We start from the raw sequence: 15,440 nt of genomic DNA, 5'->3' as shown, positions 1-15,440 counted from the left end.
ACCAGCGAGACCGACCTGCCCACGGAACTCACCGCATAGCCTCAAAACGAGATCACCGAGTGGCCGTCAATACACCACTCCAGCGGACGTGACCCGCTGTACTGCCGAAAGTCGTATATGCAGGAGAGCCCCGAGAGAGCCGAGCCTCCTGGCGATGCGCGCCGCAGGAGAGGGAGGGCGCGTGGCAACTGTTGCGCTCCGGCTGAACCGCCGAACACACTCGACGCCCACCAGGCTCGACGGTTCAACGCGAGGTCGAGATATCACCCAAGCTGCGTATGAGGGATGACTCGATGAGCGGATCCTCCGGCACTCGAGCGGGCCACAGGAGTTGCGCTTCCCTCATCCCACCGGGGCGTCCAGCTCCGCGTCTTAAGCGGTAATGGCGTCGCGGCATGGCGCACTCAGGGCACTGGGCGTCTGGCTGCGTTCACAAACAGCAGTAACTGTCGACCGGTTCGGGAGGCAGCCGGAAGTGTGGGCGGCTTGGCGATGTTGGTGAGAAATGACGACCCCTGGCGATGGTCCGCGCCCGTGCGGGGCCTCCTTGAAGATCGTCCGTATTGCTCCCTTAGATCAGCTCCGTGGTGACCGCCATGTCTGCCCAGGTAAATCGCTTGCTCGCAAGGATTATCGGTTGATGGACTGAGGCGGTGGCTACCGTGATCACTGAGGACATGAGGACGACGTTCCGCCAGCAGGGCTACCTCGTGGTCCCTGGCGTGCTGACTCCTCGAGAGATCACCTTCGGACGCAAGGTGGTTGCAGCCATGTTGGCGAACCAGCCTCCCGCCGAGGGACATACGGGTCCGCACTTCATCTTTCGGCAGTTCGGAGACCAGGGGCATCCACTGCTCGACTTCTTCTTCCAGACAAGGATTCAGGAGCTGGCGAGGCAGTTGCTCCGTAGTGGGCTCGGAATGCAGAGGCCGGAAGGTGTGCAGGTGGCCACCACGATTCCCCCGTGGCCGCACCGCCCAGGAGGGCCTCATGTCGACGGGCTGACACCGACGGAATCCGACGGCCGACCGGGCACTTTCACTCTGCTCACGGGTGCGTGGCTCACTGATCACTCGTCACCCGGGCGGGGCAACTTGTGGCTGTGGCCTGGTACTCATCTCAGGTTCGGCCGGTATCTCGCCGTGCGGGGAGCGGATGCCCTCAGACGAGTTGAGGACATGGCACCCGGACCGTACCCGAAGATCGAACTCGGCGATCCAGTGCAAGCGGTCGGCCCGGCCGGCAGCGTAATCTTCGCTCACTACTTGCTCGCGCATAACATCGGCGACCACGCAGGCTCAGCCGATGACGGGGGCCGGGAGGCCCTTTATTACCGACTGCGAGCCGACGGCCACCGAGACCGGTGGCAAGAAGCGGTCACGGCGCCGTTGAGTGAGTTCGCCGGAGGAGCTTCGAGGGCCGGCAGGCCACCGAGATGAGGCTGTCATCAGCAACCGGCCCTGGCCGGCTCCCCGGCCCGGCCTCATCGACGGCCTCATCACCAAGACCGGCCGCAACTTCCAACCGCCGCAACCTCAGCCATTGAAGATCTCTAGAGCTGGGTGGCGCCGCCGTCGACGAGCAGTTCCGCACCGGTGGTGAAGGAGCTGTGCTCTCCGGCCAGGTAGAGGGCGGTGGCAGCGACCTCGTCGGGACGACCAGCGCGGCCGAGCGGGGTCGGTGAGGCAGGTTCGGCCACCGCGGACTGATCGCCCTGCGGGAACGTGGCCCGCAGTTCGTCACCTCCGGGGGTCTCGACGGGGCCGGGAGTGAGGGCGTTGACCCGGATCCCACGGCCGGCCAGTTCTGCGGCCCAGGTGCGGGCGAGGCTGCGGATCGCGGCCTTGGTGGCGGCGTAAACACCAAGGCCCGGGGCGGCGCGCAGGGCCGCGCTGGAGGAGAGCAGAATCACCGAGGCGCCGGGCGACAACAGGGGCAGGGCCTTTTGGACGGTGAAGATCGTGCCCTTGAGGTTGATGGAGATGGTCTTTTCGTACTCCTCCTCGGTGATCATGCCGAGCGGACAGTAGTCCCCGACGCCAGCGTTGGCGACCACGATGTCGAGACTGCCGCTGCGCTTAGTGATCTCGGCGAAGAGCCGGTCGAGGTCGTCGAGCTGCGACACATCGCCCTGGATGCCGATCCCGCGGCTGCCGACCTGCGCGACAGACGTGTCCAGTTCGGCCTTGCGGCGGCCGGTCAGGTAGACCGTCGCTCCCTCGATGGCGAACCTGCGCGCGATGGCCAGACCGATACCGGTAGAGGCGCCGGTTACCAGGGCGGTCTTGCCGTCCAGCTGTCCCATGGGGTTCTCCGAAACTTTGAGGTAACCATTATTGTTACATTGACGGGCGCGGAAACGTGCCACCACTGAGACCAGGGGCGGGCTAGGCGGCTTTGAGTACGTCCCTCAGAACGTCCTCCAGCGTGGTTCTCGCCAACTCCCTGCGGAGGGCGGCCTCGATCTCGCCGTAGACGGAGGTCATCGCCGGTCCTATGCCGTGGCCCACGACGCACTCGGGGTCAGGCGCCGAGCGGTGCAGAGCGAAAATCGGTCCAGCGGCGATCGCCTCGTGGACGTCGAGCAGAGTGATCGCCGCCAGGTCCCGGGAAAGCATCCAGCCTGCTCCTGCACCTCGCCGCGAGTCGGCGAGGCCGGCCTTGCGCAACTCGGACAGGAGGCGACGGATCACCACCGGATTGGTGTTGACGCTCGTCGCGATCTGCTCAGAGGTGGCGACCTCGTGACCGCGACGCTGATATAGCCCTATCCACATGAGGGCATGCGCCGCGATGGTCAGCCTGCTGTTGGCGCTCACCTCAGACCTCACCTCCCTCAACCTCGTCGTAACAGTAATTGTTACAACGACATGTGGCAAATCTCTGCAGGGTGAACCCGAGCCGAGCCGCCTGGACGCGCACGTGGATCCGCTCGCAGGCGGAATCGAGAACGGGCGGCCCGGCGTACTGCGAGCCGGCCGGGAACAGGTCGCGCAACTGCGGGCGGTCGCCGCACAAGTCGCACAGCTCCACGACTGTTCCGGACGGCCCGGCAGTTGAGCGGCGGCCTCGGCGTCCTGGCCGTCGGATGGTGAAATGGCCGAGCACCATGCCGTCGGGCCGGACAATACGCCCAGCCTCTCAACCAGATCGTCCGGCTCACCGTCAACGACGTCATGCACGACGGAGAAGCAGTACTCCTCCGGCTCCGGGAACCGGTCTCCCCCATCCCGAGCCGGCCGCTTCCCTGCTGCTGGACTACATCACCGACCGCGACAACATGAACACCGCCACCAACCAGGCATCACCCTGGCTGTTCCTTGGCCGCCGTGCGGGCCAGCCCTGCCGCCCCGACCACCTGTCCGCACTCCTCAATGAGATCGGCGTCCCAGTGGCCGCCGCCCGCGGCGCCGCCATCCGGCAACAACTCCTTGAGACGCCCGCTCCCGTCGTCGCAGACGCTCTCGGCTACCACGACAAGACCACCACTCGCCTGCTCAACGAGACCGGCGGAACGTGGAGCCGATACGCGGCTGGAGACCACACACGGTCACCAGCAGGCTGGACTCCGCAGGAAACTCACGGCAGTTGAACTACGCCGACAAGTGGTAGGCCGGGGCACTCCCCGGCCTACCACTGCCTCACGAAGTTGTGGGCGTCTGCTCGTGGCTGTCATAGGGCCACGTGATGATCTCCATGCCGTGCCCAGCCGGATCCATGAAGTACAGGCCGCGGGGTTCGGCGACTCCTGGCAGCTTGTCGTGCCCGGCCCCCGAACTTGAGCGGACACCGCGGACGACACCACGCGCTGAGCTGGTCGAACTGGCGCCGCCGACGCCAAGCAGTCGCCCGCCGCTGTCACTAGCTGCGGCGATGCCGCACGATCGAGGGGCGGTCTCCGTAAGGCCGTCCCCGCACGACCGAAGTCACGCTCCACTCCCGCCACCCGGCGAAAGACCAGGTCAGACAGCAAAATCCTGCTGGAATTCTAGACGGGCTCGTTGGAGCCGATCCCGTGATGCGCGTCGCCGCCCGCCGGCGTGCGGCGATTCCGCATGAAAGTCCAGACGGCGCGGCAGTCATCATGATTTTCACAGGTTCCTGTGACATTCGCCTGTAGCAACCATTTAATGGCTGAATCAATCGGATTGACGCCCCCTCAGTCCCACACCCCTAGAAAACACAGGCCAGTCGCAGCCCTGCACCATGCCACGCCACCCCGCCAGCACAGACCCGCTCACCCGAAAGTGAGTAACAAAGACTCCTCGCTCCGGCTGGGCGAGACCTACCGGAGCGAGGTGGTGCCGGGCTGATCTCCGCCGACGGCCTGACAGAGCAACTCGAAGCTGCCGGAATCGAGCACCGCTGACGTCGGACAACTACGTGGACCTTCTGCCGTGCGCCGGCAGACAATCACCAAAGCCGGCAGCACGGGCAAGCGCCACGAGGCATCCCTGCAGGACACCGACGGCGCAAGGTCACCGCGCCTGCGCTCAGGATCACCGCCCACACGGCGCTGAGCTGGCTGTCCGCCGGGGGCTGGCCGCGCGGCACGCAGCAGCCTTCTCCCGCGATGACATGGAGGAGCTGAGCATGCTCCTCCATGTCGATGCCACGTGGTGTCTGCCGCCGTACCCGAAGTGGATGCGTGGTGTGCTCGACAACCAGGCGTGGCTGACCGGCCCCGAACGGCTCCCCCGCCCTCGGCCAGTACTGCCCCGCCCGGACGGCACCGGCTACGTGCCCTGGGCCCTGGGCCCTCCAGTGGTCGAGTTCTCCGGCGACAGCATTACCGGCATCACAGCCTTCCGTGACACCCAGCACCGCTTCGGCCTGCTCGACCGCCTGGTGAGGACGCCCCGTTCGGGGCCTGTGCCATCTACAAGGTCAACGGCTTACTTACCTGCAGATACACCGCGCCCCTTCAGCGAAAACCCGGCATGAAACCTTCAGCACAGCCTGCGCACACGCACCAAGCCCCAGCTCAGCGACCCAGCGTTTCCACTGAAAACCCCACAACTAAAAACCACTGAAAGAAGAAAGCCGAACATCACCTTGGCTCGCTGATCCCTGTGCGGCACCGACGCGAACACGTCAGCCACGAATAACGCCAACTCCGCCCGGACACGGTTCACTTCATGTGCGTCCATCCACCCAACATGCCCAGAAAGAGGCTGAGCCGAAGGACCTAACGGAGTCCTATGAGGCGAGTCTGCGTACCCGGGGAGCGGCTGTCAGTACGCGCCGAAGGACCAGAAGACCCCGACCTCGTCGCCGGACACGGCGATGAGGCCCAGATCTTCGAGCAGGTCAAGGCCGTTGATGTACTCGCCGGTGATGAACCCATGGACCCTCGTGCCCTTGAGGCCGGCTCGGACGAAGTCCCGGGCGGGGTCCGAGGCCGCGTCTCGGGCGTTCGTCCAGAACCGGGCGTCCGGGCCATAGCGGTCCAGCAGGAACCGTGCGTCGGCCAGCAGGGCGTCGCGCTCCGACCGGTGCCGCACGGGCCGATCGTCACCCCACCCCTCCGCCATGACGGCGAGGGCGGTGACGGCCCCCGCCGGTTCCAGCTTGTGCAGGCGGTCCCGGAACCCGGCTGCGAGCGGCGGTTCGAACGGGTACGCCGGCACGGCGCAGCGGGCATCGTTGGTGCGGTCGACGTCGATCCGCAGCCAGCCGCGCGGGTCCGGGACCTCCCGGTGCATCAGGGCGAGCACATCCTCGGCCCAGTCCTCGTGCCGGCGCGGACCGGTGGCGAGAAAGACGTACGGGTCGTCCAACAGACGCAGGGCCGCCGCGTTCCAGGCACTGCGACGCCGCCGCAGCTCCATGATCGTGCTGCCGACACTCCGGGCGAACACGTCGGCTGGCGAGCGCGGAATGCCGGCCAGCTCCTCGTACCCCCACCGCAGGAGTTCCGTGGCCACACCGTCCGCGGCGGTCTCGACCAGCTCGCGCGGCGCCTCGGGGACGACGGCCCGGTTTCCCCGCTGGAGCTCGCCAGCTGCCCGCCACAGGTCTTCCAGGTAGGCGTCCAGGAGATCGAGGGCGATGCGGTCGGCGTCTGCCATGCTCATGGGCCGATCCTAAAAGAGCGTTTCGTTCCGGTGAGGTTGTTTGGTTCGAGGTTAGGTGTCGCGCCAGTTCGGGGTGGATTCGCGGGTGAGGCGTCGGCTTATGAGGTCGATCATCGCGACGTGGATTATGGCTTCGGAGCGGTGGGGGTGGGTTTCGTAGGCGCGGGCGAGGCGGCGGTGGTGCATCAGCCATCCGAAGGTTCGCTCGACGACCCAGCGTCGGGGGATGACTTTGAATCGGGTCTGCCGCACGATCGGGTGACATCTTTGACCTGCCCCAATGCTGCAACAGACCCTCCCGGGCTAGTCAGTCCAGGGTTTGGGTGAGTTCGCTGCGGGTTGAGGTGTGTACGATTCGGCCGCGTGCTCCGTTGACGATGAGCAGGTACGGCGGGACGTGACCGCACTCGACATCGGCGATGATCGGCACGTCCAGCACCCCGAGTGCGTCCAGCACGGCCTGATGCTGTGTGAGGGAGCTGCCGCCGGGCGCGGAGGTTCGACCGACGATGACCGCGTTGGCCCTGTCGAAGAAGCCCGCCAGCCTCATCCCGTGCAGGTTCCGGCAGATCGTGAAGGCGTTGTCTTCTGCTGCTTCGACATATATGAGCAGTCCTTCCGGCGCGTGCGCGCGAGCGAATGCCGTGGTGTCCCCGTAGGGCGTCCCCGCAAGATTGCACAGCGTCTCGATGCAGCCTCCGATGAGGCGGCCTTCGACCTCTACGTCGCCGTCGCCGTCCAGCCTGGTCCACCTGCCGGGGGTGTCGAGGGTGAACTCCCGTACCTCCGGCTGGGTCCGGAAGTCGTCCCGGCCCGCAGCTCGGTGGCGTTCGGGCGGAGTCTGGGTGAACCGGTGCCCCAGTGGCGCGGCGGTGATGTCGAGCCACGAGGAGAGCCCTTCGGGCACTCGGTAGGGAGTCTCCATAAGGCAGTTGCCGTGCACGGTCGCCGTGCCGGTGAGGAGAGTGAGCGGCGTGAGGATGGTCGACAGGTCCGAGTAGCCAACGAGCCAAGTCGGTTCGGCCTCACGCAAGCGGTCCCAGTCGAGCAGGGGCAGTAGATCGATTGCTGTCTCTCCGCCCCACGGCGGGACCACGGCCCTGACGTCGGGATCCGTCAGCATCGCCATCAGCTCGCGCGCGCGGTCAGCGGCAGGAGCGCTCACATGACCAGAACCGTCCATACATTGGCCGACGACGACCTCGTACCCTCGCGCCTCCACATCATGAATCGCCATATCGAGGCGCTCGCGCATCTCCTTCGCGACTCCGCTCGAGGGAGAAGTGGTGCCTACACGGTCGCCGGGGCGCAGAGAGCGCGGGTATCGAACTGGCATACGCTGGATTTTGGCACGCCGATACTCCGACGTCACGTGGCTCTCAGTCTCGTTTCCGATCACGAACCTGTGTCGCGTCCGCCTGGTTCAAGGATGGAGCAACGCGGCTCCCGTTCCCGTTGCCCCAGTGGCTCCCGTTCGCTCTGTCGAAAACAACGTCAGCCTCCTTCGCCTTCAACTCAAGAAAACAGCATCGAGTGCGTTTCCTGTCAGGAGACTGCCCTTGTGGTGCAGCCGCGTACAACCTCAGGGCTTCCGGACGACTGGGGCGACCGTGCGACCGAAGCGCAGCCAGGCGGCGCAGTGTGCGAGGTCGGCGGCAACGGCGTGCAGGCGTCGGCCGGTTGTCTGCGGGTAGCGGTCCTGGGCGATGAGGTCGATCGTGGTGTGCAGATGGGCGTCGATGAGTGTGGCCACCTGCGGATGGGGGCCCGGCGGACAGGGCCCGCAGTTCACTGGAGCGGTGCTCCAGCCACTGGAGCAGTTCCTTGTCCACGCTCTGTCCGTCGAGGGCCTGGTGCAGGTGGCGGGGTTCGATGCGGGCCCATTGGTCGGCGAGGTCGACCAGGGTGCTGCTGCTGAGCACTAGGAAGGATCGTCGGTCCATGCGGGTGACCTGAACCTCTCGCAGGGCTGCCCGGCTTCCCGACGGGCTGAACGGGGCGGGTTCTTCGAAGGCGGGCAGCCAGTCGGGCCAGCTTCGTGTTCCCACCGCGGTTGGAGGCACGTCGAGCAGCCCGCCGCGGCGTCGGCAGATCCCGCTCCGCGCGTTCCCGTTGTCCGGCGGGGGTCGGGGCGGGAACTCGCTCTTGCCACAGGCGGGCGGCGAAGAAACCGAAGCGCTCAAGGTCCGGTGGAGGGACGTCTCTCCCTCGCCGCATCCGACGCGCCCTCCCCTCCGCACTGAACATGTGACACCGCCCTCACCGGCCGTCCCCACGAGGCATCAAGCTACCGTGAAGGCCAACCGAGAAAGCGTCAGGCGGCCGATGCCGTCCCGGCCCTGCGCCACCGCTTCCCGTCACCCCTCCGTGACCGGCTCGCCCGCCTCGCGGCGCTGACCGGACCTTTCGTCGTGGCCCTCGCACCCGTCAACTTCCGCGCGCAACCGTCCGTCACGAACGCGGCCCTGATTCAGGTCGCCGTGGTCGTCCTGGTCGCAGCTGCCGGGAATCGGTCGACAGGGCGCACTCGCCGCCCTGTCCGCCGCGGTCCGGTTCGACTTGTTCCTCATCCGCCCCTACGAGGCGGACCCGCCGACCAGCGCAGTCATCTCCTGCTCAGGGGCAGTCAGGGCAGGGTCACGAGGTGGCGCCATGACGCATGGATGACCGTAGACTCCCGGCAAACCGAGGGGGGTGAGCGGGATGGGGCGATGGCGCACCAGGGCTCTGGGGCTGGTGATGGTGACGGTCTGTGCGGTGGCCGGCTGCTCGGGCGGCGGCACATCCGCCAAGAAGCACCGCGCAGGGCCTGTCACCGGTCCTGGCGGGCAGCACGGTGGCTGGACCTACGACTACGTCACGAAGGATTTCTCGTCGTCCGTCGTCGATATCGCTGCCGCCTCGGCCAAAGATGCCTGGGCGGTTGCCATCCGGCCTGTCGTGGGATGGATCGACACTCAGCAGGTGTCGCTGCTCCACTTCGACGGGACCTCCTGGCGCCCGCAGAAGCTGCCGCCCGGCTTCGGGTCCCACACAGGCGGTTCGTTCCGTCTCGAAGCGTCCTCGCCACGCGACGTGTGGCTGTTCCGGCAGGGCAACAGGGCCGCGTACGCCGCACACTGGGACGGGACCCGGTGGCGGCAGGTGGACAACCCGCCGAGCCATCTCACCGATGTGGCGGTGCTCGGCCCGGCAGATGTCTGGGTGACCGACCAGAGCGCCACAGCTCAGCACTGGAACGGCACCCGCTGGACGACGGTGAAACTGCCCGCGCCCGCCACGCAGCTCGCCCACACCGCCACGGACGACGTGTGGGCAGCCGGGTGCACACTCACCGAGGAGGACGGCCTCCCGGACGGTGCCGCCGTCGTACTCCACTGGGACGGACGGACCTGGAAGCGCGAGCAACTGCCTGCCGTCACGCCCCCTCCCGGCTCCAGGGACGCCCTGGGCGTGAGCCCCACAGCGCTCTACGCGACGCCGACGGGCGACGTCTGGTTCTTCGGCCGCCTCGCCGGCGAGGACGACAATGGGGATGCCGTCGAGCTCGATCCGTTCGCACTCCACCGGAGCGGTACCCACTGGAGCAGAACCGTCCCCGACGCCTGCCACAACTGCGGCGTCCAGACCGGCGCCATGACCATCACCGCAGGAGGCATGGAAGGGGACAACGGCGGCGCCGGCCGACTGCTCTACTCAATCCGCCGAAGAACCTCGGACGGTGTGCCGCACAAGATCGCCGACCCGCCGTACGCCCGCGGCCGCAGCGGAAAGGTCACCACGGCCGACCGGAGTCAGAAACTACGTCTGACCGAGATCCGGCGATCCCGGGCACCAACCAGGCCTGGGGCGTCGGCTCCGTAAAAGTGGAGGCCCGCGGCGACGCCAACTTCAGCCGCGGCGTCATCCTCCGCTACACCCCGGGCAAGACGCACTGACCGCCCGGCGCCCTCCGGGACAACACCCGCACAAGGGCCGGACACGACACGAACCGAACCTCCCGGCCCTCACAACCAGCTGAGCATTCGTCACCAGCTCCCAGAACCGCCATCGTCGCGGACGCCGGATACGACGCACCCCGCCTGGGCTTCCTCCTCAAAGACCTGCCGGTCCAGGTGCTGGCCAGGATGCGATCCGACCGCGTCCTGCGCAGAGCAGTCCCACCACGGCTGCCGCACACTCAGGGCCGACCGCCCCGGCACGGCGGCGAGTTCGTCTTCGGGCAGCCAGACACCTGGGGCACCCCGGACACCGAAACAATCACCGACACCCGCCTCTATGGAGTCGCCAGGGCCCGGTCCTGGAACCGGCTGCACCCCAAGTTGACCCACCGATCCTCGTGGGCAGCCGCAGATGGGACCCTCCCGATCGTCGAAGGGACGGTGATCCGGCTGGACATCGGCCACCTGCCCAGCGGAGCAACACCGAAGCCCGTCTGGCTGTGGTGGTCAGGCACCGATGCCACCCCGGACGACGCCGACCGTCTCTGGCAGGCATACCTGCGACGCTTCGACATCGAGCACACCTGGAGCCCCATTCCCAAGGTGAGCTCGGCATGTATGCGGCGGTAGCCGTAGGTGCCGCGTGGGGCGACGTGGACCTCCCGGATCAGCCCGGTCAGCCACTCCCGCCGTAACTGCCGCGGTGTGGTGGGGGTGCGCTTGTGTTTGTAGTAGTTCTGTCGGGCGACCCCGAGGATCCGGCAGCATCGGTCGACTGGTGCCCCGGCATCGACGAGTCGGTCGATCATCGGGTAGAGCCTTTTGGGGTCGGCTTGTCCTCGCCGAGGAACTTGCCGGCCTTGCGGACGATCTCAAGCTCGGTTTCCAACTCGCGGATCCGCCGCCGCGCTGCACGCAGCTCTGCGGACTCCGTCGAGACCCTGCCGGGCCGCCGGCCGTTGTCGTCGTCGTCCTGACGCAACCACTTCGACAACGTGACCGGATGGATGCCGAGGTCAACAGCCGTCTGCTTCTGTTCTTTTCCTGCCCGTACGAGCGCGATGGCACGGGCGCGGAACTCAGCGGGGGGGGTAGGCGCGGGGCATGTCCGAGAGCCTTTCGTGAAAGGCCGTCAGTTAGCCACCAGAACTGGAACCTGAGAGGTGGGGCAGGTCAAGATGTCACCCGATCGTGCAGCAGACCCCTCCGCGATCCAGGCGCCGGCTCGCTCGGTGCCATCGGCGTAGTGGGTTGGTGTCCACGCGCCGTCTTTGCCCTTCATGGTGGCTCTGGTGCCCCCACAAGCCTGCTCTCCCAGGCCCAGGCGGCGATCTCGACACGGTTACGGACGGCTAGCTTGGCTTGGATGTTCGCCAAGTGCGTCTTGACCGTGGACATGGAGAGGAAGAGACCCTCGGCGATCTCCTGGTTGGTCTGGCCGCGGGCCACGAGCCTTACGACTTCCAGTTCTCTGTCGCTGAGCGGCTCTTGCGGAGGAACGGCCGGACTCGTTCGGGCCAGTTGCTGCAGCAGGCGGACGGTAATCGACGGCGAGACCAGCGACTCTCCGGCGACCGCGGCCCGCACGGCCTCGGCTAGGAGTGCAGGGCTAGCGTCCTTGAGTAGGAAGCCGCACGCCCCGTGCTGCAGGGCCGCGAAGACGTACTCGTCGCGGTCGAACGTGGTGACGATGACGACCCTCGGCGGATCAGACTCCTCGGGCCCGCACAGCCGCCGGGTCACTTCCAGCCCGTCCAGGCCGGGCATCCGGATGTCCAACAGACACACGTCCGGGCGGAGCCGGCGGGCAGCCTCCAGCGCCTGGGTCCCGTCGGCCGCCTCGGCCACGACGTCGATGTCGGGTTCGTTGTCCAAGAGCATGCGAAACCCCGACCGCACCATTGCTTGGTCGTCAGCGATCAGCACAGTGATCGCCATCGCCGACCACCGCCTCTCCCGCGTCCCCAGAACCTCTCCGGTCTTCATCGCACGCCCGGCCGCCCGGCGGCGCAACCCAGCGGTGGAACCCATTCGCCCAGTGCGGCCGTCAGGCAGCCCGGTCCTCCAGAGGCAGCCGCCCATGGACCTGCCAGCCGCCCTCCGGCAGTGGACCGGCTTTCAATTCGCCGCCCAGTGCCTCGGTCCGCTCCTGCAGTCCGACGACCCCGAAACCGCCGCCCAGAGCGGTACCGGCCGGTTGCGCCCCACGGGTGCCGTCGTTAACGACCCGGACCACCACCGAACCCCTGTCGCTCAGCACGGACACCCTTACCTCGGTGGCGTCCGGAGCGTGCTTGCGGCTGTTGGTCAGCGACTCCCTGACCACCCGGTACACCCAAGCCTCAACCGCGGCCGGTAGGGGCTGCGGCAGATCTGCCGCGATGTCAAGGAACACGGGTGGCCCGGTGCGGGCGTACTCTTCGGCGAGCTCCCGCACCTGCTGGAGACCCGCCACTGGCGTTGTTGCCGTGTTCGTGCCGCGCAGGACCCGCACCATCCGCCGCATCGAGGACAGTGCCTCCGCTCCGGCTTCCTCGATATCTGCCAGGATCCGGCGGCTTTGTTCCACGTCGGAGACGGTGGCGCGCGCGGCATGGGCCTGCACGACAATGCCGGTCACATGGTGCGCGACGAGGTCGTGGAGCTCCCGGGCCAGGTCCAGGCGCTCGGAGGAGCGCAGGGCGGCCAGATCCTGCAGTCTGCGGGAGTCCTGCGCGCGCAAGTACACGGAGAAAGCGGTTACCGTCGCAGTCAGCACCGCCAGCAGTGCCGTGAAGAACCCGGGCCGTTCATCGCGCAACGGAGCGGCAACCGCCCCAGCGGCAAGGGCCGCGCCGAGCGGGGCAGCCACCGAGGGCGGCAGGCGGCGGATCACCCCGATGAGCAGGACCAGCAGTGCGGCTGCCTCCCCGGCTCCCCAGACAGCGATCGGGCCGGGGAGGAAGAGCACCACGCCCGTAGCCGTCCAGGTGACTGCCGCTGCAGCGGTGGCCCTGGACCGCAGCGAGCAGCCGGGCACAGGGGCCGTGCACAGGCAGACCAGCGCGCCCGCGACCCACACGACCACATGGGCGGGTGTGGGCTGATCGGCCAAGACCGCTGCCTCGGCACTGACGGCGCCTGCCAGCCCTACGGCCAGGGCGACCGTCCCGGCGATCGGCCACCGGCTCCAGCAGCCGAGCGGCCAGTGGTTCCTTCCAGCGGCTGCCACGCAGACCTCCCCGGCGGCCAGTGAGCGCTTGTCTTCCGTCTCATCCCATGTCCCACCCTTCGCCGCGCAACCCGGCTTGGCCGACCCGTAGCACTTTTGGCCGATCCGAAAGGACAGATCGGCCGATCCGCCGGAGCGAGCAGACTCCTAGCGTGGAAATTGCACGGGGGATCCAGCTCACCTGCCACTTACCGAAACTGCCCAGGAGGAGCAGCCCCTGATGGACAGAGCAAGCAGCGTCTCCACCCTCGACCTCGTCCTGCCCCGGCACCCGCGGGCCGCCGCGGCAACCCGCCGTGCAGTCACCGCGCTGCTGCCGGACTGCCCGGACATCATCGAGCTCGGGAAGTTGCTAGTCACCGAAACGGTGTCCAATGCCGTCCGGCACACCAGCAGCGACCACGTGGTGGTGAGAATCGCCGTCAGCGCCTCGGGAGAGCTGTACTGCGCTGTCTTCGACACCGCCCCCGACCTCCCCACTCCTTGCGCCCACAGCCCGCATCAGCCCGGCCTGTCCGCCGAGTCCGGCAGAGGGCTGTTCCTGCTCGATGCCCTCAGCCAGGCATGGGGCTGCGAGCCCGAGCGAAACGGCAAGTGGGTGTGGTTCCGACTCTCCCCACAGACACAGTCAACCAAGGCCGCAAACTCGGACGCCCAGGCCTACGCCGCTGCCCTGATTGCCGCCTGAACCACGAGCCGAACGGACCTGTTCACGATGTGTCTGCCCGACCTCCTGCCCTCTCGCCCCTCCCAGGCTTCCACACCCACTGACTCCAGGTGCGGCGTCGCGCGGCCTCCCGCCTGGGTACGGTTCCTTCCCGCCACCCTGATGTCGGCCGACCTGCTCCTGGACGGCGCGCTGCCCCAGCACATGGCGGCAGGCTTCCTGCTCATCCCGCTGCCGGTGGTCGCTGCCTTCGCCGCCGGGCCCGCGGTGACTGCCGCGTTCACCGTGCTCGCCCTCGCCCTGGAGATCCTTCTCGCCGAGCGCGTCGGACACCTGACTGAACAACACCATGTCGCCGCTTATGTGGTCACTGCCCTCATAGGCATCGTCGGCGTGGCCCTGGCACGCCAGCGCCTTCGGCAAGGCCGGGATCTGGTCCGTGCCCGTACGGTCGCTGAGGCGCTGCAGAACACCTTGCTCAGACCAGTGCCGGCACAGGTCGGCCCACTGCAGGCCGCTGCCCTATACCGGCCTGCGGACGCGCGGACCCTGATCGGCGGCGATCTGTACGAGCTTGAAATGACGCCCTTCGGGCTGCGGGCCGTGGTTGGGGACGTCCGCGGCAAGGGGCTGGCCGCCGTGCGGACGGTAGCCGCTGTGCTGGGCACCTTCCGCGAGGCCGCCTACGAGGACAAGGACCTAATGCAGGTCGCCGCCCGGCTCGACCGGCGGCTGCAGCGCGAGGCAGCAGACGGTGGCGACGAAGAGCTCTTCGTCACCGCCGTCTTGATCGAATACCAACCTCAGACTGGCCAGCTGACCGTCGTCAACCGGGGCCACTCGGAGCCACTGCTGATCCACTCCGACGGGGCCCAAGCCCTGTCAACCGAACCTGGGCTGCCCCTCGGTCTGGGCGCAATGGACGGTGCGGGTGACGGTGGCGGCTCGGCGGTCAGCCAGGCGCTGAAACCAGGCGAGGTCCTGCTGCTGCATACCGACGGAGCAAGCGAGGCCCGCAACGGCGACGGCACCTTCTACCCCATACAGGAGCGACTGGGCGCCCGCTTCCACAAGCAGCCCGGCCGCCCCACCCCGGCAGAGGTCGTCTCCTACCTCGACACCGACCTCGGCCTCTTCGCCGACTGTGCCCACGACGACCTCGCCCTGCTCGCCCTTGCCCTCTGAGCTATAGAGTCTCAGCCGCCTCTGACTGCGGCTGGACCGTGGAGATGGCTTGTGCTGCGGTTGTTGGATGGCACGTGGAAGTCGCCCGGTCGCTCAGAGCCCAGCGTGGCGACGAAGTCCATGCACCCGCAGAGGGTGCTCCCGGCTACTCCGTGGGACCTGGAACCATACCCACTTGCCGCGGCAGCCCGCAGTCGCCACGCCCCCGGCTCCTGTCACCGAGACCAAGAGGTCCAGGCAATGCCAATGAAGAGCTCGGTGATGAGCCACGCGTGCCGGGGCGGTGGGGCGGGTGGTGTGGTTCTACAGTGCGCAGGTGTCCTTGGAATCCTCTTCGCCGGGTGGGCGGCTGTCTGTGT

The 15,440-nt window shown here is 67.5% G+C and carries 14 protein-coding genes and 3 pseudogenes; 7 read left to right on the top strand and 10 right to left on the bottom strand.

The features are described from left to right. Positions 1-653: 653 nt before the first annotated feature. Complete coding sequence (locus ACZ67T_RS45370) at positions 654-1,439, top strand: phytanoyl-CoA dioxygenase family protein (protein WP_469992818.1); 786 nt, start codon at positions 654-656, stop codon at positions 1,437-1,439. A gap of 113 nt (positions 1,440-1,552) precedes the next feature. Here ACZ67T_RS45370 and ACZ67T_RS45365 read toward each other — a convergent pair whose 3' ends face one another. Both ACZ67T_RS45365 and ACZ67T_RS45360 read right to left on the bottom strand, forming a co-directional pair. Further along, complete coding sequence (locus ACZ67T_RS45365) at positions 1,553-2,305, bottom strand: SDR family NAD(P)-dependent oxidoreductase (protein WP_469992816.1); 753 nt, start codon at positions 2,303-2,305, stop codon at positions 1,553-1,555. Positions 2,306-2,387: 82 nt separating this feature from the next. Next, a complete protein-coding gene (locus ACZ67T_RS45360) occupies positions 2,388-2,819 on the bottom strand; it encodes an Rrf2 family transcriptional regulator (protein ID WP_469992814.1) in 432 nt (143 codons plus the stop codon). Between the two features lie 461 nt (positions 2,820-3,280). On the opposite strand from ACZ67T_RS45360, the gene ACZ67T_RS45355 reads away from it, so the two are divergent. Continuing rightward, a complete protein-coding gene (locus ACZ67T_RS45355; RefSeq protein ID WP_469992813.1) occupies positions 3,281-3,592 on the top strand; it encodes a hypothetical protein in 312 nt (103 codons plus the stop codon). Between the two features lie 49 nt (positions 3,593-3,641). Here ACZ67T_RS45355 and ACZ67T_RS45350 read toward each other — a convergent pair. The 5 genes and pseudogenes from ACZ67T_RS45350 to ACZ67T_RS45330 form a co-directional block, all read right to left on the bottom strand. Continuing rightward, positions 3,642-3,734 (bottom strand): annotated as a pseudogene (locus ACZ67T_RS45350) (VOC family protein); the annotation flags it as partial. A gap of 1,500 nt (positions 3,735-5,234) precedes the next feature. Further along, positions 5,235-6,077 (bottom strand): hypothetical protein, encoded by an 843-nt coding sequence (locus tag ACZ67T_RS45345; protein WP_469992811.1) that lies wholly within the window; start codon positions 6,075-6,077, stop codon positions 5,235-5,237. A 51-nt stretch (positions 6,078-6,128) separates the two neighbouring features. Further along, a complete protein-coding gene (locus tag ACZ67T_RS45340) occupies positions 6,129-6,359 on the bottom strand; it encodes a transposase (RefSeq protein ID WP_469992820.1) in 231 nt (76 codons plus the stop codon). 25 nt (positions 6,360-6,384) lie between these two features. Further along, complete coding sequence (locus ACZ67T_RS45335) at positions 6,385-7,314, bottom strand: S66 family peptidase (protein ID WP_469992809.1); 930 nt, start codon at positions 7,312-7,314, stop codon at positions 6,385-6,387. Between the two features lie 345 nt (positions 7,315-7,659). After that, entirely contained in the window at positions 7,660-7,830 is a 171-nt protein-coding gene (locus ACZ67T_RS45330; RefSeq protein ID WP_469992807.1) for a hypothetical protein, read from the bottom strand. 46 nt (positions 7,831-7,876) lie between these two features. On the opposite strand from ACZ67T_RS45330, the gene ACZ67T_RS45325 reads away from it, so the two are divergent. From ACZ67T_RS45325 to ACZ67T_RS45315, 3 genes and pseudogenes are all read left to right on the top strand, one after another. Next, entirely contained in the window at positions 7,877-8,002 is a 126-nt protein-coding gene (locus ACZ67T_RS45325; RefSeq protein WP_469992805.1) for a hypothetical protein, read from the top strand. Positions 8,003-8,780: 778 nt separating this feature from the next. Then, a complete protein-coding gene (locus ACZ67T_RS45320; protein ID WP_469992803.1) occupies positions 8,781-9,941 on the top strand; it encodes a hypothetical protein in 1,161 nt (386 codons plus the stop codon). Positions 9,942-10,111: 170 nt separating this feature from the next. After that, positions 10,112-10,606: pseudogene (locus ACZ67T_RS45315) on the top strand (transposase); the annotation flags it as partial. On the opposite strand, the pseudogene ACZ67T_RS45310 reads toward ACZ67T_RS45315, so the two are convergent. The 3 genes and pseudogenes from ACZ67T_RS45310 to ACZ67T_RS45300 form a co-directional block, all read right to left on the bottom strand. Further along, positions 10,594-11,081 (bottom strand): annotated as a pseudogene (locus ACZ67T_RS45310) (transposase family protein); the annotation flags it as partial. The pseudogenes ACZ67T_RS45315 and ACZ67T_RS45310 sit on opposite strands and share 13 nt — an antisense overlap. Before the next feature lie 215 nt (positions 11,082-11,296). Further along, a complete protein-coding gene (locus ACZ67T_RS45305) occupies positions 11,297-12,004 on the bottom strand; it encodes a response regulator (protein ID WP_469992801.1) in 708 nt (235 codons plus the stop codon). 61 nt (positions 12,005-12,065) lie between these two features. Then, positions 12,066-13,112 carry a sensor histidine kinase gene (locus ACZ67T_RS45300; RefSeq protein ID WP_469992799.1) on the bottom strand — a complete coding sequence of 349 codons (1,047 nt, stop codon included), beginning with the start codon at positions 13,110-13,112 and terminating at the stop codon, positions 12,066-12,068. 337 nt (positions 13,113-13,449) lie between these two features. Here ACZ67T_RS45300 and ACZ67T_RS45295 point away from each other — a divergent pair, with 337 nt between their 5' ends. Together ACZ67T_RS45295 and ACZ67T_RS45290 are read left to right on the top strand one after the other, a co-directional pair. Beyond that, positions 13,450-13,917, top strand: coding sequence for an ATP-binding protein (locus ACZ67T_RS45295; RefSeq protein ID WP_469992797.1), 468 nt, complete (start codon positions 13,450-13,452; stop codon positions 13,915-13,917). Positions 13,918-14,058: 141 nt separating this feature from the next. Further along, positions 14,059-15,081 carry a PP2C family protein-serine/threonine phosphatase gene (locus ACZ67T_RS45290; protein WP_469992795.1) on the top strand — a complete coding sequence of 341 codons (1,023 nt, stop codon included), beginning with the start codon at positions 14,059-14,061 and terminating at the stop codon, positions 15,079-15,081. The last annotated feature ends 359 nt before the right edge of the window (positions 15,082-15,440 follow it).

It is taken from the genome of Streptomyces sp. NPDC107517 (assembly GCF_055582645.1).
Note: the sequence above shows the minus strand (reverse complement) of the source record. Positions and strands in the feature narration are given on the sequence as shown.

What these genes read in the sequence shown, in the direction of transcription:
- ACZ67T_RS45345 (WP_469992811.1), bottom strand. Translation starts at nt 6,077, where the DNA reads ATGAGCATGGCAGACGCCGACCGCATCGCCCTCGATCTCCTGGACGCC.
- ACZ67T_RS45320 (WP_469992803.1), top strand. Translation starts at nt 8,781, where the DNA reads ATGGGGCGATGGCGCACCAGGGCTCTGGGGCTGGTGATGGTGACGGTC.
- ACZ67T_RS45355 (WP_469992813.1), top strand. Translation starts at nt 3,281, where the DNA reads ATGAACACCGCCACCAACCAGGCATCACCCTGGCTGTTCCTTGGCCGC.
- ACZ67T_RS45295 (WP_469992797.1), top strand. Translation starts at nt 13,450, where the DNA reads ATGGACAGAGCAAGCAGCGTCTCCACCCTCGACCTCGTCCTGCCCCGG.
- ACZ67T_RS45290 (WP_469992795.1), top strand. Translation starts at nt 14,059, where the DNA reads ATGTCGGCCGACCTGCTCCTGGACGGCGCGCTGCCCCAGCACATGGCG.
- ACZ67T_RS45335 (WP_469992809.1), bottom strand. Translation starts at nt 7,314, where the DNA reads ATGGCGATTCATGATGTGGAGGCGCGAGGGTACGAGGTCGTCGTCGGC.
- ACZ67T_RS45365 (WP_469992816.1), bottom strand. Translation starts at nt 2,305, where the DNA reads ATGGGACAGCTGGACGGCAAGACCGCCCTGGTAACCGGCGCCTCTACC.
- ACZ67T_RS45305 (WP_469992801.1), bottom strand. Translation starts at nt 12,004, where the DNA reads ATGAAGACCGGAGAGGTTCTGGGGACGCGGGAGAGGCGGTGGTCGGCG.